The organism is Dissulfuribacter thermophilus, from assembly GCF_001687335.1.
Classification (GTDB): Bacteria; Desulfobacterota; Dissulfuribacteria; order Dissulfuribacterales; family Dissulfuribacteraceae; genus Dissulfuribacter; species Dissulfuribacter thermophilus.
On sequence record NZ_MAGO01000009.1, the window covers coordinates 113,090 to 135,533 of the forward strand.

Genomic DNA, 22,444 nt, shown 5'->3' on the forward strand with positions numbered 1-22,444 from the left:
GTCCTATTCCTCCACTACAAAATTAATATGTCGCCTCTGGATGTTAACGGACTGGAGTCTTACCCTTATCTTTTGGCCTACCTTGTAGATTTTGCCGGTCCTGCGGCCTCTTAGGAGCATGGCCTCTTTATCGAATACGTAATAGTCGTCTGCCATGTCTACGAGCTTCACTGCACCATCTATAAATAGTTCATCTAGTTCCACAAAGAAGCCAAAGGCAGTGCAGTTTGTAATAGTCCCCTGAAAGACCTCGCCAATTTTGTCTTTCATGTAGCGGACCTTGATTCTATCAAACATCTCACGTTCTGCTTCCATTGCCGTCCGTTCACGTTCTGAACAGTGTTTTCCAATGTTTTCAAGCTGTTCCAATGTATAGACTGGCCTTTTTCTTACTCTCCTCTTATTGGCCTTCAACACCCTGTGGACAATGAGATCCGGATATCTCCTTATGGGAGAGGTGAAGTGGAGGTATTTGGGTGATGCGAGTCCAAAGTGACCAATATTGTGAGGAGAGTACACTGCCTGTTTCATACTCCTTAATAGGAGCGTATTGATCATGTGCTCGTAGGATTTCCCCTTGGCATTGTTTATGATCTTCTGGCAGAATTCAGGGGTTATCTCGTCTGGAATCTCTACGTGTATCCCAACAGATTCTGCATAACGCTGAAAGTCCATTAGCCTTTCCTTGTCTGGTGGTTCATGGACCCTCAACAGGGTTGGAATTTCCCTATCCAGGAAGAAGGTCGCCACTGCCTCATTGGCGGCGATCATAAATTCTTCAATTATCCCCTGTGTGCCTTGTTTCTCTCCCTCTTTACGATCTGTTCCAGCTCACCTTGAAGACCAATAACGATTTTGGGTTCTGGCAGATCAAAATCCAGGCTCCCTCTATCTATCCTTTTTTGTTGAGGATATTACATAGCTCTTCCATCCACTTGAGTTCTTTAGGGCATGAATCCTGTTCTAGTAGGTCTCGCACCTCTGTGTAGGTGTACCTACGGGAGCTCCTGATCACTGAAGGATAAAAGGCACAACGCTTTACATTTCCTTTGAGATCGTAAGATATCTTTGCCGTTACTGTCAGCCTGTCCTCGTAGGGAACAAGGCTGGCTATCCAGTTTGAGAGTGCTTCGGGGAACATTGGGACAACGTCATTGGGAAAGTACACGCTCGTCCCCCGTTTATATGCCTCTAGGTCGAGGGCAGATCCAATGGGTACATAGTGGCTGACGTCTGCAATGGAGACGTAGAGTGTATAACCAGACCTATGTTTTTTTACGTACACGGCATCGTCGAAGTCCTTTGCAGTGTCACCATCTATGGTGACGAACGGAAGGTCGCGAAGGTCTCGTCTACCTTTTAGATCCTCTGGACGGATTTTTTTGGGTAGTTTTTCCGCCTCCTGGAGTGCTTCATCTTCAAATTTGTAGGGAAGGTCATGGGAGCGTATGACGATCTTGGTCTGGACGTTGAGGTCCTCAGGGTCTCCCAGTACCTCCACAATCCTTCCCCTAAGCGGGCCAGGCCTTGGGCTGATGACCTTTTCAGGATCAGGGAAGGTAATTTTCACCACCACTGCCCTTCCGGATTTAATACCCTTAACGTCTTTTTTGGGGACTATAATTTCAGGTCCAAATCTTTCATCTTCAGGGGTTACAATGGCAATATTCTTGCTTCTGTATAGAGTGCCGACTATCTTGTCTCTTCCCCTCTCCAATATCCTTACGATTGTCCCCTCAGGCCCTTTTTTTGCGACTCTGTCGATCCGGGCCAAGACTCTGTCTCCGTGAAGGGCACCCTTTATACCGCTTGGAGGGATGAATATATCCTCTTGCCCCTCTTTTTCCGGTATGACGAATCCAAATCCATCGGGATGGAGCCTCAGCTCTCCCTGGATAAGGGTCATCATGTCAAGGAGACCATAGCGGCTCCCCTTGAGCTTTACTATGTTGCCTGCTCGTACTAATTGATTTAAGAGGGCCTTGGCCTCATTTTTTTCCTCAGGACGTACGTGGGCAAGATGAAATATCTCCCTTCTGAATATGGGACGTCCCGCATTTTTTAGGGCATTTAAGAGCCTAGAATCAAGGGCTAATTTCTTGTTTTTTTCTTTTTTCTTTTTCTTCTTCATTGATGATATTAGACACTTTTTTGGTGAAAAAGCAATAAGTAGTGGCCTCTTCAGAGGCTACAATGTAGATCACTAGGTCCTTTTGAGTTGGAACCTGCCCGCTCTAGTCTCTGGATGGAGTCGATCCTGTAAAGATACCCCCACTTTGGATGACTCGCGTACTAATCACTCTTGGCCCTACCAGCAGTATTTTAGGTGTCCTCCCCTTGAGAATTGGGGGGTATAGTTCGAATATCTTTTAAGGTGGGGGATCTTTGTAAATTTATACTCCTCATACACTGTTATGCCGTCCTTTAGAAACTGTGACCCAAATGGCAGATTTGTCCATGTGCTTTTATAATGCTTCTTCTAAAAATGCCAAGGTTCTATAAAGTGGCTTCAAATGCCCGAGATTGAATTGACTGGTAAGGCTGCACCTTTTGGGTGAAGGCACTAACTAAAAAAGTTGCAGACAACTATTGAATTATTCTGAAAAAAAATTTTTCTTGCAGGCTTTTGTAGTGCATAATCTAGGATTATATCTCATTCACTGAATAGGATTAATAAAGGATTATCAGAGAATTTGACAATTCTGGAGATGTTCAACTAAAATACCCTATTTCTAAAGCTATTTCGCTACAAAAAAATACGATTTTCTTTGAATGGAGGATTGACAACTTAAAAGATGAGTTCGCTTACGACCCCATTCATAGATAAGTGATATCTTTTAAAGTCATCTCACTTCTGGCTGAAAAGTGCTGTTCTTGGACAGCAATGATTGATAGCATCTGCATTTACAGACACATTTTGAGAAAGTGCTAACGTGATGTGCATATTTCCAAATTCTTTCTACAGATTGAATATAATAGTCTCAAATTGTTTCGAGCAATAGCCAAATTTGGATTCAAGGCGTTTGCGATTTTATATTCTGATTCAGCTGCTTTATAATTATGTTGATAAAAATATATATTGCCTAAATTAGCATGTCCTTCAGCTGATTGAGGCATTATAGTTAAAAATTTTTTTAAATATAACTTGGCATAATTGAAGTCTTGTTGTTTTGAATAAGATATTGCTATACGAAAAAGTGTATTGATATTATTAGGATGTAGTTTTAGTGAAATTTTGTAATAAGTTATTGCCTTAGAATAGTTTTTGTTCATCTCGTTAATATAACCAAGTAAGCTGAAAACATTATAATTCCAGTTATAAAACATCTGATACGATTTTTTGAGTTGCTCTTCGGCTTTGTTTAGCTGTCTATTACGCAAAAAATTTAATCCTTCTGCATAATACTTATCATTTAGAATAATTTTAGGATACAGAAAAAAAGATGCTGATAAAATTAAAATAAGGAATATAGTCAAAATATTGTTGTGTTTTAAATTATATTTATTTTTATTATAAACTGATTTTCTAAATGTTAATGAAATATACGCTATATTTATTATTAATAGAATAGGAGGAAGGGCTCTTTTTAATGGAAAAGAGAAGAAACATATAATCAATAGATTAATTAAGCTCAAGGAAACATATAATAAAATTTGTTTTGAATATGGATTGACGACTCGTGAATTTGCTATCTTATAGACTTGGTAAAAAGAGTTTAAAATTATTAAAATAAAGGATAGAAATCCCCAGATACCAATCTCTGAAATTAACTCCAAAAAATCATTATGGACATGTTGTAATTGATATGAATTTGAAAACATTGGATCAATACAATTAGAAGCATGGTATAGAGGATATACAATCTTGAAATTGCCTAATCCAATGCCAGTCCAAATATTATCTTTTATTAAACTAATAGTATTAGACCACCATATAAGTCTAAGCTGAGCTGAAGAAACTTTTTCATTTTGAAAACATTCTAATATTCTATTTAAAATATTATTTAATAAACCTATTTCTTTAATAAATAAATAAAAACAAGATATTATAATGATCAAAATAATAAAGAACTGAATGTTAGCTAAATAATTATTGTTTTTGCGAAATTCATGTGTGTTTAAATATAAAATGACAGCAATTGTCAAGCTTATTAATACGGCAAGCCAAGATGCTCTTGTTCCGGTTAATAATATATAAAAAAAAGATATAATAAGGATAGAACAAAATAAATATTTATGTATCTTATTTTTGGAAAAAGATATAGCACCAAAAATATAGGGAATCAATATTGCTACAAAATGTGCTGCCATATTTTTATTACCAAATGTACCTGCTGGACTCACAGTTTGAGGTATAAAGGATATGAAATCTACTTGATAATTCTGTAAAATGCCGATAATTGCAATTAGCCCTACTGAAATAGAACTAAAGAAAAATAAATTAGGGAAAAGAGTTATCTCGTTAAATACAATAAAAAAATATAAAATGCCACAAAACCACCAGTGAATTAATACGGGTATGGCCTGATAAGGATTTATAGCGTTATATAAAGAAGTTGAACATAAGATAAGAAATATAAGTATTAGGATGTCAATATAATTGAAAGTGATAGTCTTTTTTATATGCCTTTCTTTAAAGAATTGATAAATTAATACCACAGACAATGACCACTGCAAGAAAGACATTTTGGGAAAATTTTCGAATTCTCCAGGAATTTTCAAAAATATGAACGGACTTATAGAAATAATTGAAATAATGATATATTGTATTTTATACTTATTTGTTGTTAATGTTTTAAAATACATAGAAATAAACATTATATCTATTGAAGTCTTCAAAAGTAAGGCCTACAAATCTATTTAATATGTAACTGTATGAAGGATGCTTAAAAATTGATCCCGTAGCAGGAGATCTCTGCGTACTTTGTAAATAAGCCGGTATATTGGCCATGAGTTTTTCTCTCTTCATGCTCCTCGTTTCTCGCTACTGAATTACTTTTAAGAACATTTGTTAAAGACTCATCCTAATACGGGAGGTAAACTTTTTGTCATCAAGTGTTTCCCGTCTGATGATCTGAACCTACCTCCATCTAATCACGTCAATGTATCTCCTCTGTTAGAGAAAGGTCAAGCCCCTTAATTTCATAAAAAAGCAGTGCATTGAGTACACCAAATTTCAATCTCCATTGTCCGGAAATGAAGGCTCAATTTAGGCATAAGACCAGCTTTTGCGAGTTCTTGAATCAGTAAACCTCGTTTTTACTTGGCCTCGAGATCCGGTGACTCGCAACTGGGCTAATTAAATATAGTCTGTTACATCGGGTATCCCACACTGGTGCCCAATCAGCTTCATTGGTATTGTGTCCTCTAGTAATTATCAATGCATCTCAAAACTCCCAGGGAATAACAATCTTGGGGATAGGTTGCTGAGCATTTCCTTAATGGGTATTTGGTGATTTTTTTATTATTTTAACTTATTGGGAGTTTTTAGCTTCGGTTCCGCCAGTTGTTAGAATTTTACTCAAGGAGAGTAACTATGGTTTTGGCCTCTACAAAAGCTTAACGAGGAATGGGGAAGGTACTAGGGTCTATTTTATATTGGTCATTCTGCTTCAATGGTATGAAATGATTTAAGGAAAAGACCTTTGAGTCTGGAGAAAGAAAGGAGATGGCAGGAATTAGTGGTTGGAAGCTTTTCTGGATACCTGCCAAACTTACCAGGAGTGGCTCCAAAGTAAAACTCAGATTAGCATATTGGTGTGCCTACCAGAAGGAATTTTGCCAGGCTCTTATCGTTTTATTCTAATTATTCTGACTTGGCCTTGCCAACAGAATTCCTGATACTCAGCCCGAATCCTGTAGGATAGAAGTTTGTGCTCTTGTAACTCCATTTATAATATAAAAGCAGAAGACAATACAAATTTAGTTATGAATATTAATATATTTATTAATTTGAGACTTAAAGTCATTGTGCTACATAATTTGGAATTATTGTTTTGCCAACTATTATTCAGATATTATCTGATTAATTTTGGATTGTTCTCTGGTCAATCTAAAATTGACTATTATGGAGTAACGTTTTACATTTTTGACACATATTTCATTTTTTCCTGAAATATTTAAACATAAATGAAATTAATAATCATTTTTTAAGCATTAATATGACATTTTTGTAGTCTTTGTGAAAAAAATACTTTTTGTATATGAATTTTTTAAAGCACATTATATTTATTTTTTTATTAGGAATATGTTTTTCAACTGGCTGTTCAAAGGAAGGACATCCAATAAAACTTGGTCTTTCCTTAAATTTAAGTGGTTATAGCGGCGCCTCTGCTGAAAATATTAAGGCTGGAGCGCTCCTGGCTGTAGAAGCGATAAACCGCCGTGGTGGAATCAATGGCCGGCCTTTAAAACTTATTATTAGAGATGATAAAAATACGAAAGAGGGGATATTAAAGGCGGACAAGAGTCTGATTGAGGCCGGATGCCCGGTAATTATAGGACACAACAATTCTCAGAATACCTTTATTGCCTATCCATTGGTTACGTCGCATAAGAGGATACTTTTCACTGCATATAGTGCCACCACTAGACTTTCTGGCAAAGATGATTTGTTTTTTAGGACGTCGGTTGACAACTCCTTATTTGGAAAGGCCTTTGGTAGGCTCTTTAAAGACGAGGGAATAGGCAGCATCGTTTTCCTATTGGATGTGTCAAACCCCACTTTTTCAGAGGATCTCAGAGAAGAGGTATCAAAAAATTTTGACGGACGCATTTCAACTGTGAGGATAAATTCCAGAACAGGTATTGACTGGGATCGTACTGTTGAACGCCTTATGGCCACAAGAGCTGAAGCTGTAGTCATGGTTACTGAGGGGATATCCACTGGCATAGCTGCGCAAAAGTTGAAGCTGAAGGGATATAATGGACGTTACTTTGCCACGCTGTGGGCGCATGGCCCCAGCTTGATTGCCTATGGAAGCAAGGCAGTAGAAGGTATGGAGATCGTGACCTTTTTAAAGCCAGAATATGACAATAGCATGTTTCGTGAGTTTAGTTATGAGATCTTAAGAGAGTTTAGCCTACGCCCCTCTCCAAAGGCAGCCAGGGCCTACGAAGCCCTTTTTATTTTAGCCGATGCCATGCAAAGGTGCGTTCCAAGTCCCGAAGATGTCATGTGTATTAAAAGACATTTAGTGTCAGATTCATATAATTTTCTCCTTGGACCAGTCAGGTTTGACAAATTCGGAGACGTATTAAGACCTATCTATGATGTCCAGGTAAAAAATCAAAAGTTTGTACTTAAAAGGCGTCTTCTTTGAGTATGATCAAGTTCAATTCTATAACGAGTAAGATCAAAGCATTTGTCTGGATTATAGGGATCGTAACCTTCACATTGGTCTTTTTGGTCACGGCCTATTCTGAAATGGACCTCTTAAAAAAAGAGTCCAGTTTAGAAATGAAAAGACTGTTTGCCTCCTGTGATGCCCTTATAAGGGATTATTTTTACAGAGATCACAGGTTACTGTCCTTTATAGCCTCACAGGCCCCTCTTGGTCCTGATGAGGCTGTAAAACGATATTTTAAAGAGGCTATGTCCAGTCTCTACGGAGACATAGACTATGTAGTATTGGATAAATCCGGACGGATATTAATGGTGGGTAAACCTGAATTAAAGCAATATGTTGGTCTCGATATGTCAGGTATAGACTATGTGAAAAACAATTTGTCCATATCAAAAGTGCATCAATCTTTTTTTTCCTCTAGACCTGTTATCACCTTTTCTTATCCTGTAAGAGGTGGGAAAAGACTCCTAGTTGAAAGGGATTTGGAAGGATTGAGTACTGTAATTGGCAAAATAGCAGTTCCTTTGATTAAAGGTTCAGTAATATTTGTACTAACTTCTTACGGAACTGTCGTCTATCATCCAGATAGGGATTTGATGAAAAGAAGAGAAAATTTGAAGTACGATTTTGAACAATTGTCTGGTCCAGATAAATACGGCCTTTATAGACTGATTTTTAATGGAAAAGAATACTGGTGTTATAAAGAGGCATTGTCAATGCCTAAAGGATGGCATTTTTATGCGATCATTCCTATGAGAAATATTATGCTATACATATGGCATAATATATGGCCCATTTTGTTTGCAATTTTTTTAATATTTTTTATTGCTCTAGTTGGAGTAGATAAAATTATATATAAATGCTTAACCAAATCCATTAAAGAACTATCGGATTGGCTCATTAAAATTGATCCCTCGAATTCAGAAGACTTTTTCTCTTCTAAACAAATGAGCCATAATTCATCCTGTATTGAGATCGAGTCCATTATTGAAAGCATAAACAATTTATTGGAAACAATTTATGAAAATAACCAGGAATTATTGAAGAGAGATCAACAACTTAGAACGATTATTGAATCTGCAGCGGATTGGGCATATTGGATAGATGAAAACGGCCACTTTAAATATAATTCGAGGAGATGTGAAGCAATTACAGGATATTCTCAAGAAGAGTTTCAAAAAAATCCCGGACTGATTTTTGAAATAGTTCATCCAGAAGACAGAAAGCGCTTTGAAGACCATTTTCAGCGCATCCAGAGCGATTTACCCCATGAGCCATTAGAATTTCGTATAATAAGAAAGGATGGGGAAATCAGGTGGATAAGTCACAATTGTACCAGGATCTTTGATAGCAAGGGGGCCTTTCTTGGTATAAGAGCAAGCAACCTCGATATTACAGATCAAAAACATGCCTCAATAGAGCTTGCAAAAATAGACAAACTTGAGTCACTTGGTGTGGTTGCGGGTGGAATAGCCCATGATTTCAATAACTTGTTAACTGCTATTTTGGGGAACGTCTCTCTTGCCAAAATGCAGCCAAATCTTGACACTAAGGTATATGAAAGGCTTGAGGCTGCAGAGAAAGCGAGTCTTAGGGCCAAGAGTTTGACTCAGCAACTATTGACCTTTGCTAGAGGGGGCTCTCCCATAAAGAGATTGTCTTCCCTCAAAAAGATCATACTAGAGACAACCGATTTTGTCTTAAAGGGATCTAATGTGGCATGTAGATTTGAATTTGCTGAGGATCTGTGGGCCGTCGAAGTCGATCCAGGGCAATTCAGTCAGGTAATTCAAAACCTCGTTATGAATGCCGACCAGGCAATGCCCAATGGCGGGACTATTACAATAAAGGCCCAAAATATAGAAATAGAAAACAAACACCACAAATTTCTTTCAATTGGCAAATATGTATTGATCAGCATAGAAGATCAAGGAGTGGGTATACCAAAGGAACATCTACCCAAAATTTTTGATCCATATTTTTCCACCAAGGAACAAGGAAGTGGCCTGGGACTGGCAGTGTGTTTCTCTATCATAAGAAAACATGGTGGATATATTCGAGTAGATTCTGAGCTGGGTAAGGGGACAAGATTCGATATATATCTTCCTGCTGCCCAGACTAAATTGGAAAATGGTGAGCACAATGAAAGGCTCCCTTCCACCCATATCGAAAGAAAAAGGATATTAGTCATGGATGATGAAAACAATATCCTAGAACTCTTGAAGGAAAGTCTCAATTACCTGGGCTATGAAGTGGAGCTCACTCGAACCGGAGAGGAGGCCATAAAATGCTATGAAAATGCCATGAGGGAAGGAAGGCCTTTCGATGCAGTCATTATGGATGTTACAATACCAGGAGGGATGGGAGGAAAGGAGGCAGTAAAGATTCTTCTTGAAAAGGATCCATCAGCCAGGGTCATCGTCTCGAGCGGATATGCAAAAGACGATATCATAACAAATTTTAAAAAATACGGTTTCTGCGAAGCCTTAGTAAAACCTTATAAACTGGAAGAACTCAGTAATACTTTGTTGAAAGTGCTATCTGAATAGTCAATTTCTCAAAAAGGGGTCTATTTACTCTAGGACTATCCTTTAAGAAGGGGAGATGAATTGCATAGTGGGATCCTCATTAGGTCTTCTGCCAAGAACACCTGGCCCTTGAATTCCCTCCTCAACGGACTCAGAAGGTCCGATTCATCGCAGTCCGGGTAAAAATGAGTCAACAGCAATAGATCAGGTCCAGCAATTTGTGCAATCTTTCCAGCCTCGCTTGGGGTAAGGTGGCCCTGGACCTTTTTACCCTCAGGCCTGGCGCATTCGAGTATCAGAAGGTTTACTCCTTTTGCAAACTCTGCTAGTTCAAGGGAAAAGTCCGTATCTCCAGACACCACAACGCTATTTCCTTCTTCATCTTCAATCCTGTATGCAAGGCTGTTGGGGGTATGTTCTAGTGGCAGAGTCGAGAGTGTAACAGGTGGCATCTGGATCGAGGCCTTCATATGGTTGGGAATTTCTTCCAAGATTACCTTGTCTTGTTCTGGTTCGATCCAATGTCCAAAGGCCTTTTTGAGGCCATCCATGAGTTCAAGCAGGCCAATGGATGCCATTATCTTTACTGGCCTTTTGCGTGAAAAGCCTGGTGCATATTTTGTGGCAAATATGTATGGAACAAGCTCACCTATGTGGTCCGGATGAAAGTGAGTGTAAAGTATGAGATCTATCTCATCATATTTTATACCGGCACGTAAAAGCTGCCTCAGTGTGCCTGAGGCACTGTCCACCATGATGGTAAATGTCTCTTGGGTGAGGGAAGAAGACTGGGTCAATACGCGAATGAGAAGACCAGGGCCTGAGCGCTTCAATGATGGAACGCAAGTTCCTGAGCCTAGGACGATGACTTCAATCATGTCTCCCTTCTACCTTCTCCCTGTTACCTCTTTAAGTGCCTCTATACACCTCTGATTTTCCGCAGGTGTCCCAACTGTTATTCGAATCGATGTTGGGAAGCCATATGCGCTCATGGCCCTAATTATAACGCCGCATCTAAGCATCTTCTCATATATGGCCTTTGCATCCATACCAAGGTCTACGAGCATAAAGTTGGTATTGGATTTTAATGGTTTGAAACCAAGGTCTTGGAGTGTTTCAAAGTACCAGTCGAGTCCCTCCCATGTAGCCTGTAGCGTATGCTCGAGATGTTCTCTGTCTTCAAGGGCATTGAGTGCCCCGATCTGGGCAAGGGCATTGACGTTAAACGGCTGCCTTACCCTCTCTAGGATAGAGGCAATCTCTTTTGCCATAATCCCATAACCGATCCTCAATCCTGAGAGTCCATAGGCCTTTGAAAAGGTGCGCAGGAATACTACCCTGGGATCTTTTCTAAAATAGTCTATCCCAAAGGGTACGTCTTGTTCCCGTACGAATTCACCGTAGGCTTCGTCCAGGCATACTAGGACATGTTCTGGAAGGGCCTCCAAAAAGGCATTGAATTCGTCGGTCCTTATCACGGAGCCTGTTGGGTTGTGTGGATTGTCTAGAAAAATGAGCCTTGTCTTTTCGTTTACCTTGGATAGTATTGCATTGAGATCATGGGAATTTTCTCGAAGTGGCACCAGAATGTTTTTGCCACCAAAAACTTGGACCATCTTTCTATAAACGAGAAATGCCGGATCGCTGGAGATGACCTCGGTCCCTGGCCCTGAGAAGGCATGTATGAGAAACTGTATGATTTCATTCGAGCCATTGCCAAGCACAATATTTTGTGACTCCACACCCCAGAGTTCTTTTAGTTTTTCCTTTAAGTAATAGCCGCTTCCGTCAGGATAGCGGTGTATTGCCCCTAGGGCATCTCTAATTGCCTCGATGGCCTTTGGAGATGGCCCAAATGGGTTTTCGTTTGATGCCAGTTTTATGGCCTCTTCAATGCCGTACTCACGTTTTAGCTCTTCAAGGGGTTTTCCAGGCGGATATGGTTCGAGGTCACGAATATAATTTTTTACGTTTTCAATTAGACTCTTCATAACTCGTCCTCTACTAATCGAATTTCTTCCCAACCCAGGCTGGGGTCTCCTTCCACTATTATCTTTGCCTTAAAGCTATTTTCCAGTGATACGAGTTCATTTCTCTTTTGATTGAGGATATATTGGGCCACCTCTGGGGCTATTTTTACTATTATAGTCTTGGATCTCGTCTCCTCTGCCTTTATAAGTGCGCTCCTCAAATACCTAAAATGGGCGAGGGCAATTGACTCGACATTTTTTACTAGCCCCCTACCTCCACAATACGGACAGGGATGGCTTACGCCAATTTCAATGGGGGATCCAAGCTTTTGTCGCGCGATCGCAAGGAGTCCAAATTTGCTGATGGAGGAACAATCGGTCTTGGCCCTGTCTAGTCGCAGACACGCTCTCATCTGGCGTTCCACGAGTTGCCTCGACTTTTTATAGCGCATGTCAATAAAGTCTATGACTATTATACCGCTGAGGTCACGAAGTCTGAGCTGTCTGGCTGCTTCTTCAGCTGCCTCGAGATTGGTCTGAAGCGCAGTTTCTTCAAGGTCCTTTTCCTTTGTGTGTTTCCCGGAATTTACATCAATGCTCACAAGGGCCTCTGTTGGTTCGATTATCAGGAAGCCACCTGAAGGGAGATCCACCCTTCTTGAAAATATTTGGTCGATCTGTTTTTCAATGTCGAAGTGGCTGAAGATTGGTTCCTGTTCTGTGTAGAGTTTGACCCTTGCCAGTTGTCTAGGAGATATGACCCTTATGAATGAGCGAATTTCATCGTATATTGGTTTTGAGTCAACAATGATCTCTTGGACGGAACTCGTCAGATTGTCTCTTAAAAATCGAATTACTAGGTCTCTTTCCTTGTATACTGGGCATGGAGCTGGTTCTTTCTTTGCCTTCTTTTTTATGTCTTCCCAGAGCCTAGCAAGATATCTGAGATCCTTTTGCAGATGAGTCTTGGCAACGCCACTTGATGCTGTCCTTGCAATGACTCCTACGCCTTCTGGGAGTTTCATGCTCTTGAGTATCTCTTTTAGGCGTTTTCTTTCGGCCTCGTCCTCGATCTTTCTTGAGACTCCCCTCTGATTGTTTCCGGGCATGAGCACCAGGTACCTACCTGGTATGGAGAGATAGGTGGTGACTGCCGCCCCTTTTAGTTCGGTCTCTTCTTTTACGATTTGAACGAGGATTTCCTGTCCTTTTTTCAGGACCTCCTTCATTGGCTTTGAACGCTCTGCATAGCCATAGTATTCTGGGTGTATGTCCTGAAACGGTAGATAGGCATTTTTCCTGAGTCCGATGTTGACAAAGGCAGCTTGAAGTCCCTGCTCTACGTTTTCAACAAGCCCCTTATAGATGTTGCCTCTGGTCTGAACATGGGTTGTGGTCTCCATTTGAAAGGCCTGGAGCTTCCCTTGTTCAATAAGGGCAACCCTCTTTTCCTCTGGGGACTCAGCGTTGATTAGGATAAATGCCTTTTGATCCTTTTTTTGTTCTTTTTTTTTCTTACTACCTTTTTTCACTTAGCCCTCACTAAATAGAATTCTTTGTTGTTGAGGAGCCTTCTTTCTATTATGCCTTTTTCAACGAGTCCGCCAACCTTTTCCAGTGCATATTTTTCATAGGGGCCAAATAGGGTCTCAAAGTCATCCCGGCTGAGCGGGCGTCTTTTGATCATTTCAAGGAGTTCATCTTCCTCTGGAGCACTACTGACCCGCTCTTTAGAGCCCATGTAAGATGTAATGACCCTTGCGTTTTCTCCAAATAGCTTTGCAATTTCTTCTAATTTGTCAGGCCCAACAGGGCTTGCCCACCCAACGGCGGGAGGACGCGCAACAGTATTTATCTGGATTTCATCAGGACAAATCTGTTGCGTGTATTTTAAGAGGGCTTCAATTTCCTCAGGCGAATCATTTACATCTTTGACAAAGAGTATCTCAAGTAGGAGTCGGCCGCGATATTCTTCCCTGAATTTGATAAGTCCCTTAATAATGGGGGCAAGTTCGATCCCCTTAGCAGGTCTGTTGATCCGCCTGAAGGTTTCTTCACTGGCGGCATCAAGGGATGGAAGTACAAGATCTGCCTTTGACAGGGCTTCTCGAACCCAAGGCAAGGGAAGCGTAGTAGCGTTTGTGAGCACAGCTACGGGCTTATCAATATTTTTCTTTATTGTTTCAATAATCTCCCCTAGTTCAGAGTGTAGAGTGGGTTCCCCTGATGCAGTGATAGTTACAACGTCAAAGGTGGCGCATTCTTTGGAAATATAGTTTAAAAAGGCCGTCTCGATAGCCTTCGGAGGTACGAGATCTACAAATTCAGTGGTATAGGCATTGGTAGGCCCCAATTCACAGTAAATGCAATTTAAGTTGCAGGTCTTCAGCGGTAAGATATCAACTCCTAAGCTTCTACCTAGCCTTCTTGAGGGAACAGGACCAAAAATAAGTTTTCCAGTGTTTTTACTCATATTCTCTCTACGATTACCCAAAAATTTTAACTTTGTATGGCGAAAGCGACAAAGGCTGTCTGTGTCCAGTGAACTCGAAAATTGTTTCTCCTTTTAGCTCATTAGCATTTTAGATGCAACGGCTACCTTACTTTTTTTTGCAAATCCTGATAAATCGATTATGCAGCTCGAAAGCCTTGCCCATCAATTTATTCTACGATGACCTGTCTGCCAGCGTATTTTTTGCCTACAGTGATCTGACCACTACGGCCTATTGTTTTTATTTGTTTTTTACCTAAACATTCATGACGACCTGGTTCGTCACCCTCGTGGATGAAAATGAGAATAGGAAGAAGGTAGAAGGAAGAAGGCAGAAGCTGAAGAGAGGTAGAAGGTAGGGCCTCTGGCTTTTGTACATGCAGGGCTTGCTTCTTCCTTCTACCTTCTGCCTTCTACCTGTTATATTAGGCGAATTATCCCAACGGGTATTTTCACGGTAAAGTAGACGCAAAACCAAACTGATAAACACGTACACTTCCCTCTCTGGCCAGATCCCAGAACCTGGCAAACACTTGACACCGTCAACAGTTATTTACGGTGGTGATTTATCTTGAGGGCCTTTAGGAGGGGGCAGAGGCACTTCGAACGGAACATGGTCTCGCTTTTTTCTCCGTGCTCCGCTGGGCCGGCCTAATGGGCATCCATGCCCATAAAGGCCGGGGCGTGCATCCGTGCACGCCCCCTCAGCCCCCTTCGGGGCTTAGGGCCTACTAGCGCTCCGCACTCCAGAGCTCGACCAAATCGTTCCGTTCTGAAGACGCCTCCGCCCCTTTGCCTACTCACTAGCCCCCATCTGTAACCATAACCGCGGGTGTTGGATAATCCCAGATCGCCTGGGATAATTCACCTGGTACATAATGCTATATCTTGTTAAGTGAAAGACAGCTTTTGGGTTGAGTGTTTACAGGGAGCGAAATAATGAAAAGCAGTGCTTAAAAAGCAGAGAGTAGTGTGCAGCCAGGCGGGCAGCGCCTCAACCTCAATTTTACACCTAAGAATCTATGGTGTATCCTTATGTGTAAAGGGAGGTGTATTATGAGAACAAATATTGTTATAGACGATGAACTACTCTCAGAAGCTATGAAATTGAGTGGAGCGACAACTAAAAAAGAGGTCATTGTTAAGGCCTTAAAAGAGTTTGTTTTTATAAGAAAACGTCGCAATTTACTTAAGCTCGCTGGCAAAATAAGATACCATGATAATTATGATTATAAGGCAATGCGGAAGTAAATTATGATACTTGTGGATACATCGGTACTTATCGATTTTTTCAAAGGCTCAAAAAATGAGCCTGTAGATGAACTCCATGAGATTATCAGGCAAGACATTCCGTTTGGTATTACCTCTAACAGGTAGAAGGAAGAAGCAAGCCCTGCCTGTATAAAGGCCCGAGGCGCTACCTTCTAGCTTCAACTCAACACTTCCAAAGTTCTTTTCCTTCAACTCAAAACTCAAAATTCAACACTCAAAACTTCTGAAGTGCTCAAAACTCAAAACTTTTAATGGTTCTCCCATGGCAGATCCTTTGGTCATTAACTAGTTGTTTTGTTGTTGTAAAAATGGACTAAAGTGTGGTATCAAATAAACCCAGATTATGCAGCTCGCAAGTTTGCCGAAGATGCGAGGCGGAGGGCACGCAGACGTACTTTGGTACTTCAAGTGCCCGACAACAAAGAGACCTCGGTAAAATTGCGAGCCCCTTGCGGCTTCAAATGCCTGAGGATTTATCACGGATTGAACTTCACCTTTTGGGTGAAGGCACAACGGGGAAAGATGCATGCTAACTATGTAATAATTCATAAAAATTACTTTCCTCAGGCATTTGAAGTGCATAATCTGGGATAAGAGTTTCACCTTTTCACAGGCATTTGAAAACACTACCTAACAATCGTTGTATAAAAATGACTTTAAATAATAGAGTGTTGGGGGAAGATCTTGGAGACCAATGATCAGGCTTGGACCAAAAAAGATTACTTTCATATCGGGCTTTCAATAGTCATAACATTGATTTTTTCCATAAGAGGTGGAGAATTACCTGGAGCCATTTTTGTAACCGTGAGGTACCTCTTAGCATATTACCTCTACGGTGTCGTCATGGTGTTGATGTTTGTAGGTCTAACGAAGAAGATGTTCAAGTATAAGCCAAACAAAAAAAAGATGGTGCTTTGGGTGTTTTACTTTGCCACCTTTTTTGCGGTTACCGAGCTGATACACGAAGGCTTTTTAATGTTGACAGGGCAGGAGTTTCATTAATGAGGCTTCCTAGCATCCATTGGGACAATGTTATTCAAAAGCTTCCATGGTTCCTGCTTCCAATAGTATTTTCAATGCTTGTTTGGATGGGAAAGAGAGTCATAGATGTCCAGAATATCTTAGACCTTTATCACTCTGGAGGGGCAATTGAAAAACTTGACAGTGTAATTAAAGGCTCGGAGGCCTTTTTAAATGACACGTTGGTTTGCATTTCGTTATTAGGGATAGTGTTTTTACTACTCTATATTTTTTTGTTTGCCACCAAACGAAGATATGAAAATAGAATCGATTTTTTGAGGACAGGGCATAATAGGTACAAGTTTCTTGCAGAGGGACCACTTTCCATAGGTATCTTAAGGCTTGATTGCGCCAGTGGCAGAATCGTCGACGCAAATACTGGGGCATTGAGGCTCTTTGGTTTTTCCCGTGCCCAGGTGGTGGGAAAAAAGGTTTCTAATTTTTTGAAGGAAGAGTCTGTTAAAGATATGGAACGGGTCTTTAAGAATATAGTGGAGGGAAAGAAATTTTTTGAAGTCTCCTGTTCCATAGTCAACGCAATTGGAGAAGTCAGGGATATAGACTTTCACGTAGCAGTGACAGGGGGAACAATCGAAGATTCCTATGGTGCCATTGGAAAAGAGGCAATTGCAATCCTTACGGATGTTACGGAAAAGAGGGTTGCAGAAGAGGAGAAACTAAAAAATGAGCGCCTTAGAGGGGTGTTGGAGATGGCCGGAGGTGCAGCACATGAACTCAACCAACCCCTTCAAGTGGTCCTGGGATATGCATCTCTGATCAGTGCAAGATTGGATGAAAATCATCCATTGAAAGAAAAGGCGGAAAAGCTACGTAGTGAGGTAGAGAGACTGAGCGAGATCGGAAAGAAGATCGCCAGTATCAGTGATTACGCAGTGAGAGATTATGTTGGGAATACAAAGATTATTGATATCAATAGGGCATCAAAGAAGGTGAAAAGAGTTGGTTAGAATCCTTATGGTCTCCTTTTCTACTTTCATATTTGAGAGTTCCTCGAGGGTAAACCATCCGGCATCTTCTGCATCATCTCCAGGCACAGGGGTCCCACTAATATATTTGGCCTCAATGTATAGTATTACATAGTGATAGCGAATGGCCGAATCGCCATCTTTATAGATGGCATCAACGTGGGTCATGGTCCTGATTGGAGAGACGTTGATCCCAGTCTCTTCCAAAACTTCCCTTTTGACAGCATCAAAGCAGGTCTCACCAAGTTTCACACTTCCACCGGGAGGGGCCCAGGTGCCTTTGGCAGGAGGGTTTTTTCTCTTTACCATGAGTACTCTGTCTCCTTTCCAAACCACACAGGAGACGGCAACCCTTGGATAGTCGGGATATTTATGGATAGAGGCACTAGAATACATAAGAGACACTAATAGCAGTGCAACTCCAATTGTGCAACAGGGCTATGTAAAAGTTTTGAGTTTTGAGTGTTGAGTTTTGAGTTGAAGGAAGGGAACTTTGGAAGTTTTGAGTGTTGAGTTTTGTGTTGAAGGAAGAAAAACGTGGCTTGCACAAAGGTAATTCTTTTAAGGACCTTACCAACGACTTTGACGGAGTCCTGAATTATGCAACTTGCAAGTTTGCAATTTGTTTCCAATTGAGCTAATTTAGGAAGAAGGAAGAATGGAGAAGGGAGAAGCTTTTTAAAAGTTTTGAGTTTTGAGTTATGAGTTTTGAGCATTTCAGAAGTGTTGAGTTTTAAGTGTTGAGTGTTGAGTTGAAGGAAAAGGGCTTTGGAAGTTTTGAGTTGAAGCTAGAAGGGAGGGCCTCTGACTTTGGTACTGGCAGGGCCTGCTTCTACCTTCTACCCTCTACCTTCTCCCTAAATCATGACTGATGACTAGCTTAAAATCTACCCCAAGAATAGCATTGATTTACGGCGGAAAAAGTGCTGAACGCGATGTCTCCATCGCAGGTGCAAGGCAGGTCAAAAGAGCCCTTCTTTCACTTGGATACGAGGTATTTGAATACGATCCCCTGACTGACTTAAAAAAGATTGTGGAAGATGCAGATAGGCTTGATGGTGCTTTTCTTGTACTGCATGGTGCCTTTGGGGAAGACGGTAGGATGCAGGGATTCCTGGATATGCTGGGAATCCCCTATCAAGGAGCAGGAGTGTTGGGGAGCGCACTTTCAATGGATAAGCACCTGTCAAAGACTATTTATGTGGCAAATGACATCCCCACACCGCAGTGGAGTTTGATTGGAAAAGATTTTAACAAAGAGGGCCTTAATGACCTCTTGGGTGGCCTTCGTCTGCCTCTCATGGTGAAACCAAGGAAGCAGGGCTCAAGTGTGGGAATGGGTATAGCAAATGACATAGAGGGCCTGAAAACAATTATTGATGAGGCATTTAAATGGGACGACTGGGTTATCCTGGAAGAGTTCATAGAGGGTAGAGAGCTCAGTGTAGGCGTCCTCGAGGGCTATAGTCCCCCAGTACTTCCTCCAGTTGAAATAATACCTGGCGAAGGGTATGAATTTTTTGATTATGAGGCAAAATATACCCCAGGTGCTACAAAAGAGGTCTGTCCTGCACCGGTCCCTGAGGAAGTGGCTGCAAGGGCGCAAGATCTTGCCCTAAAGGCCCACAGGGCCTTATGCCTAAAGGACTACAGTAGAACCGATATGATTTTAAGTGAAACTGGAGAACTTTTTGTTATCGAGACAAATACAATCCCAGGTATGACGGAGACAAGTCTTTTCCCTCAGGAGGCAAAGGCAGTGGGGCTAGAATTTGAGGCCCTCATTGCCCATCTCGTTGAGCGAATGCTACAATAGAAGGGAACAGCCCAAACTTTCGTGACGAACCAATTCGTCACCCCTGCTTCTACCTTATCCCTTCTTCCTTCTACCTACTTCTTTTTTAACATCTGCAAAAACGGATTCGTCCCAGGAGTAGTTGGAGTTGCTGTACCTGGATTTTGTCTTGCTCTCTGCAGGGCCCTGAGGAATGGATTGTTTGCAGGGGTCTGTGCTGGGATTGGAGGCTTGGGGGCACTAGGTGGCACTGGCTTTTTGACTGGGGGCTTGGCCTGTGGCTGGGCCACATGCCTTGAAGGCCCATTATTAGTAGTTACTTTTGCGTTGTTTCTAACCCTGTTTGTCCCAGAGAAATGAGGTATTTTAGGAGTTTGCGGTTTTATTTTCGGGGCAGCTGGCACGGCTCTAGGAGTTGCCTGCGCCACAGAAATCTTGGTTTGTCTTTCTGGTTTTTTGTCAATGTCAAAGGTATCGATTCGGATGATCTTGCCAGCCTTTTCAAATAGGGCTATTCCATCATTGAGTGCCACTAATTTATAGCCATCCAGGGTCTCACCTGGCCTCAATTTTATGAGCTTTTTGTCTCTGATTTCAGTTGGTACCTCTCTTTTTTTCTTTGGATTGACCTTTAATATTGCAACTCCGTAGTCTCCTGCCTTGATTACTCCATATAAGAGATATCTTTCAAGAAATTTGTCTTCAGGCACTAAGGCTCCACCAGCGGAGTCCTCCTTGGCCCTTTCGTCAGGGGGAAGGAATATATTTTTTTTTGAAATTTGCATGCCTCTGGCGGATGCCTGAGTGATAGACGGGCAGGCAAGCAATGCAATAGATAGTGCGATGACTATGTTTTTTGTCATGGACATATATAGATTACCCCTTTTCCAACATCTTTTTCAATTCTTGGACACGATTTCGAAATTCCTCTGTTATGGCATCTGCCTCTTGCCTATTTTTAATCACGTGTGGAGTAATGGCAATGAGGAGTTCTGTCTTCTCGTTTTTATAGGTTTTACTCCCAAATACATATCCTAAAATCGGGAGATCCTTTAAAACAGGAATTCCAGACCTGGTCTTGGTCCTCTGGGTCTGCATGAGACCGCCTATTACTATTGTCTGGCCGTCTTCTGCAATCAGGGTGGTTGAGGCCTTTCTTGTCCTGAATCTTGGCGAGGTAATTCCACCTGTAGATTCACTGGCAACTGAACTCACCTCTTGTGTCACCTCGAGCCTCACAAGCCCCCTGTCGTTGATATATGGCTTGACCTTTAAAATGATACCTGCGTTTCTGTACTGAATGGATTGCGTTGTGACTCCACCGCTGGTTGTTTGGGTATTGGAGAGGGTTGGTACGTCATCTCCGACTTCTATTGAAGACTCTTGATTGTCCACAGAAAGGATGGTTGGGGTAGACAATATATTGACGTCTGAAAATGAACTGATCGTATTCAAGAGTCCTCTGAGGTCACCAGCGCTGTTGAAAAGCCCGTAGGTAAATCCAGCAAGTCCTTGGCCCAACGCGGTGTTGATAGGAAGAGTAGTGCCATCAGAGAGTGTTATGTCCCCCTGATATCTCTTCCCATCTATCCTTATACCTTTGTTTTTTATGTACCACTCGATCCCGTACTGGGTATCCTTATTAAGGCTTATTTCAGCTATCAGTACCTCTATAAGCACCTGACGAGGCACTATGTCTATGGTTTTGAGCACCTTTGATATGGTCCTATAGTCCTTTGGTGTGGCCTTTATGATAATGGCATTGTTTACCTCATCGGCTATGATCTCCACCTCTCCTGTAAGCTCTCCGCTGAGTTTTTCAGGTTCCTTTGTCCTCTTTACTAATACCTTGGTTTTTCTTGTCTTGGAGCTTGAAGACCTTATTCCATAAAGTTGATTTAGTATGTCTACTATGTCTTTGGCCCTGCCGTTTTGTACAAAATAGACGTAGACCTGAGTTCCCAGTTCTTCCTCACCGGTATCGAGTTGCTTGATCCACTTTTCAGCCACGTTGAGAAGGCCTGGCCATCTGGTGGCAATCAGGATGGAGTTGATGGACTCTAAAGGAAGAATGAAAAAGCCTCCCTGATTCTGCCCAGGCCTTGAATACAGGCCTGGTGCCTTGAAGATCTTTTGTAGGTCTGAGGCCAGTTTTTTTGCCTCTGTAGCCTTGAGCGGGAATATCTTCCAGCTTATATCCTCGAAAGGGGCCGTATCTAGAAGAGATAGGATCTTTAATACCTTTTCGATGTTTTCCCTCGTATCCGAGAGGATGATGGAGTTGGTCGATGTCTCTGGCAATATGACGGCCGAGTTCGAAATGAAGTTTCTTACTGCGTTTACTGCCTGGCCTGCACTGATAAAATTGAGTTGAAGGAGTGCTATTTGATCTCCTGGTTGAAAGGCGGCCTTTTCAACAGCTCCTTGAACAGTGCTTGTGGCCCTTCCGCTATGGACCTTTCTAACCACTTTGTACAAATCATTTCTTGACTTTGTAATAGCAAGGCCATTTAGGTCGAGGATGTTATTTAATAGTTCAAGAAATGCCTCTTTTGAGTATGAGCCCTTTATCCTCAAGCTGATATTGCCTCTTATTGTTGGATCAATTGCATAGTTGAGCTCCAGAATGTCTCCAAGGATTTCATCCAGAACCGGTACTATGTCCATATGGTCAAAGGAGAGGCTAATTTGTCGTTTTTCTCCGGGTTTCGCCCCAGCAAAGGGAGATAATGGTGGCTTGGGGACATCTTGTTCAATTGTCGCATTGGTCTCTGGAGAGATATTGCGGTCTTCAACTACTTTGTCAGCACAATATGTATAAGATGCTGAGAGAGATATAAAGGCAACGCTTAGCAGAAAGAAAATCGAGCTTCTGATAAATCTATTCATAAATTCCCCCCAATTTAGGAACTTTTGTTTCGCTTTTAACTTTTAGCACTTAGCCTTTCGCCTTTGCCCATGGCCTAAATCCTGCAATCCCAAATGGTGCAAAAGGGGATAGAGAAATTTCTTTTTTCAATGCAGGATTTAGGAATC

Annotated in this window: 16 protein-coding genes; 6 read left to right on the top strand and 10 right to left on the bottom strand. The window is 41.5% G+C overall.

The window, feature by feature from the left end; genetic code table 11:
• Window positions 1–3: 3 nt before the first annotated feature.
• The 3 genes from DBT_RS12900 to DBT_RS08890 all read right to left on the bottom strand — a co-directional run bounded on the left by DBT_RS12900 (window position 4) and on the right by DBT_RS08890 (window position 4,722).
• Window positions 4–771: an RNB domain-containing ribonuclease gene (locus tag DBT_RS12900; RefSeq protein ID WP_083186734.1), complete on the bottom strand. Its 768-nt coding sequence runs from the start codon at window positions 769–771 to the stop codon at window positions 4–6.
• Between the two features lie 121 nt (window positions 772–892).
• Window positions 893–2,131 carry a ribonuclease R family protein gene (locus DBT_RS11820; RefSeq protein ID WP_083186735.1) on the bottom strand — a complete coding sequence of 413 codons (1,239 nt, stop codon included), beginning with the start codon at window positions 2,129–2,131 and terminating at the stop codon, window positions 893–895.
• Between the two features lie 797 nt (window positions 2,132–2,928).
• Window positions 2,929–4,722 carry an O-antigen ligase family protein gene (locus DBT_RS08890; protein ID WP_161939951.1) on the bottom strand — a complete coding sequence of 598 codons (1,794 nt, stop codon included), beginning with the start codon at window positions 4,720–4,722 and terminating at the stop codon, window positions 2,929–2,931.
• A gap of 1,481 nt (window positions 4,723–6,203) precedes the next feature.
• On the opposite strand from DBT_RS08890, the gene DBT_RS08895 reads away from it, so the two are divergent.
• Complete coding sequence (locus DBT_RS08895; RefSeq protein WP_067619367.1) at window positions 6,204–7,322, top strand: ABC transporter substrate-binding protein; 1,119 nt, start codon at window positions 6,204–6,206, stop codon at window positions 7,320–7,322.
• Between the two features lie 2 nt (window positions 7,323–7,324).
• Window positions 7,325–9,895 carry a hybrid sensor histidine kinase/response regulator gene (locus tag DBT_RS08900; RefSeq protein ID WP_067619370.1) on the top strand — a complete coding sequence of 857 codons (2,571 nt, stop codon included), beginning with the start codon at window positions 7,325–7,327 and terminating at the stop codon, window positions 9,893–9,895.
• A 35-nt stretch (window positions 9,896–9,930) separates the two neighbouring features.
• Here DBT_RS08900 and DBT_RS08905 read toward each other — a convergent pair whose 3' ends face one another.
• Genes DBT_RS08905 through DBT_RS08920 form a run of 4 tightly spaced genes read right to left on the bottom strand, consistent with a single transcriptional unit; the run spans window position 9,931 to window position 14,317 of the window.
• A complete protein-coding gene (locus DBT_RS08905) occupies window positions 9,931–10,752 on the bottom strand; it encodes an MBL fold metallo-hydrolase (protein WP_067619372.1) in 822 nt (273 codons plus the stop codon).
• A gap of 9 nt (window positions 10,753–10,761) precedes the next feature.
• Window positions 10,762–11,865, bottom strand: a complete 1,104-nt coding sequence (gene hisC, locus DBT_RS08910; protein WP_067619375.1) for a histidinol-phosphate transaminase — start codon at window positions 11,863–11,865, stop codon at window positions 10,762–10,764.
• Window positions 11,862–13,376, bottom strand: a complete 1,515-nt coding sequence (locus DBT_RS08915; RefSeq protein ID WP_083186737.1) for an Rne/Rng family ribonuclease — start codon at window positions 13,374–13,376, stop codon at window positions 11,862–11,864. The genes hisC and DBT_RS08915 overlap by 4 nt, the downstream gene beginning before the upstream one ends.
• On the bottom strand, window positions 13,373–14,317 hold the full coding sequence (locus DBT_RS08920) for a radical SAM protein (RefSeq protein ID WP_067619378.1): 945 nt from the start codon (window positions 14,315–14,317) through the stop codon (window positions 13,373–13,375). Before DBT_RS08920 ends, DBT_RS08915 begins: the two co-directional genes overlap by 4 nt.
• A 1,074-nt stretch (window positions 14,318–15,391) precedes the next feature.
• Between DBT_RS08920 and DBT_RS08925 the strand changes: the two genes are divergently transcribed.
• The 3 genes from DBT_RS08925 (at window position 15,392) to DBT_RS08935 (ending at window position 17,595) form a co-directional block, all read left to right on the top strand.
• A complete protein-coding gene (locus DBT_RS08925; RefSeq protein WP_067619381.1) occupies window positions 15,392–15,586 on the top strand; it encodes a type II toxin-antitoxin system VapB family antitoxin in 195 nt (64 codons plus the stop codon).
• Window positions 15,587–16,291: 705 nt separating this feature from the next.
• On the top strand, window positions 16,292–16,609 hold the full coding sequence (locus tag DBT_RS08930) for a hypothetical protein (protein WP_067619384.1): 318 nt from the start codon (window positions 16,292–16,294) through the stop codon (window positions 16,607–16,609).
• The gene (locus DBT_RS08935; RefSeq protein ID WP_067619386.1) at window positions 16,609–17,595 is read left to right on the top strand and encodes a PAS domain-containing protein; all 987 of its coding nucleotides are present in this window, start codon (window positions 16,609–16,611) and stop codon (window positions 17,593–17,595) included. Before DBT_RS08930 ends, DBT_RS08935 begins: the two co-directional genes overlap by 1 nt.
• Here DBT_RS08935 and DBT_RS08940 read toward each other — a convergent pair.
• The gene (locus DBT_RS08940; protein ID WP_067619389.1) at window positions 17,569–18,009 is read right to left on the bottom strand and encodes an NUDIX hydrolase; all 441 of its coding nucleotides are present in this window, start codon (window positions 18,007–18,009) and stop codon (window positions 17,569–17,571) included. The genes DBT_RS08935 and DBT_RS08940 overlap by 27 nt on opposite strands.
• A 475-nt stretch (window positions 18,010–18,484) precedes the next feature.
• On the opposite strand from DBT_RS08940, the gene DBT_RS08945 reads away from it, so the two are divergent.
• A complete protein-coding gene (locus DBT_RS08945) occupies window positions 18,485–19,429 on the top strand; it encodes a D-alanine--D-alanine ligase family protein (protein WP_067619392.1) in 945 nt (314 codons plus the stop codon).
• A 74-nt stretch (window positions 19,430–19,503) separates the two neighbouring features.
• Here DBT_RS08945 and DBT_RS08950 read toward each other — a convergent pair whose 3' ends face one another.
• Together DBT_RS08950 and gspD are read right to left on the bottom strand one after the other, a co-directional pair.
• Window positions 19,504–20,271, bottom strand: coding sequence for a hypothetical protein (locus tag DBT_RS08950; RefSeq protein ID WP_141674266.1), 768 nt, complete (start codon window positions 20,269–20,271; stop codon window positions 19,504–19,506).
• 13 nt (window positions 20,272–20,284) lie between these two features.
• A complete protein-coding gene (gene gspD / locus DBT_RS08955) occupies window positions 20,285–22,297 on the bottom strand; it encodes a type II secretion system secretin GspD (RefSeq protein WP_067619398.1) in 2,013 nt (670 codons plus the stop codon).
• Window positions 22,298–22,444: the final 147 nt, after the last annotated feature.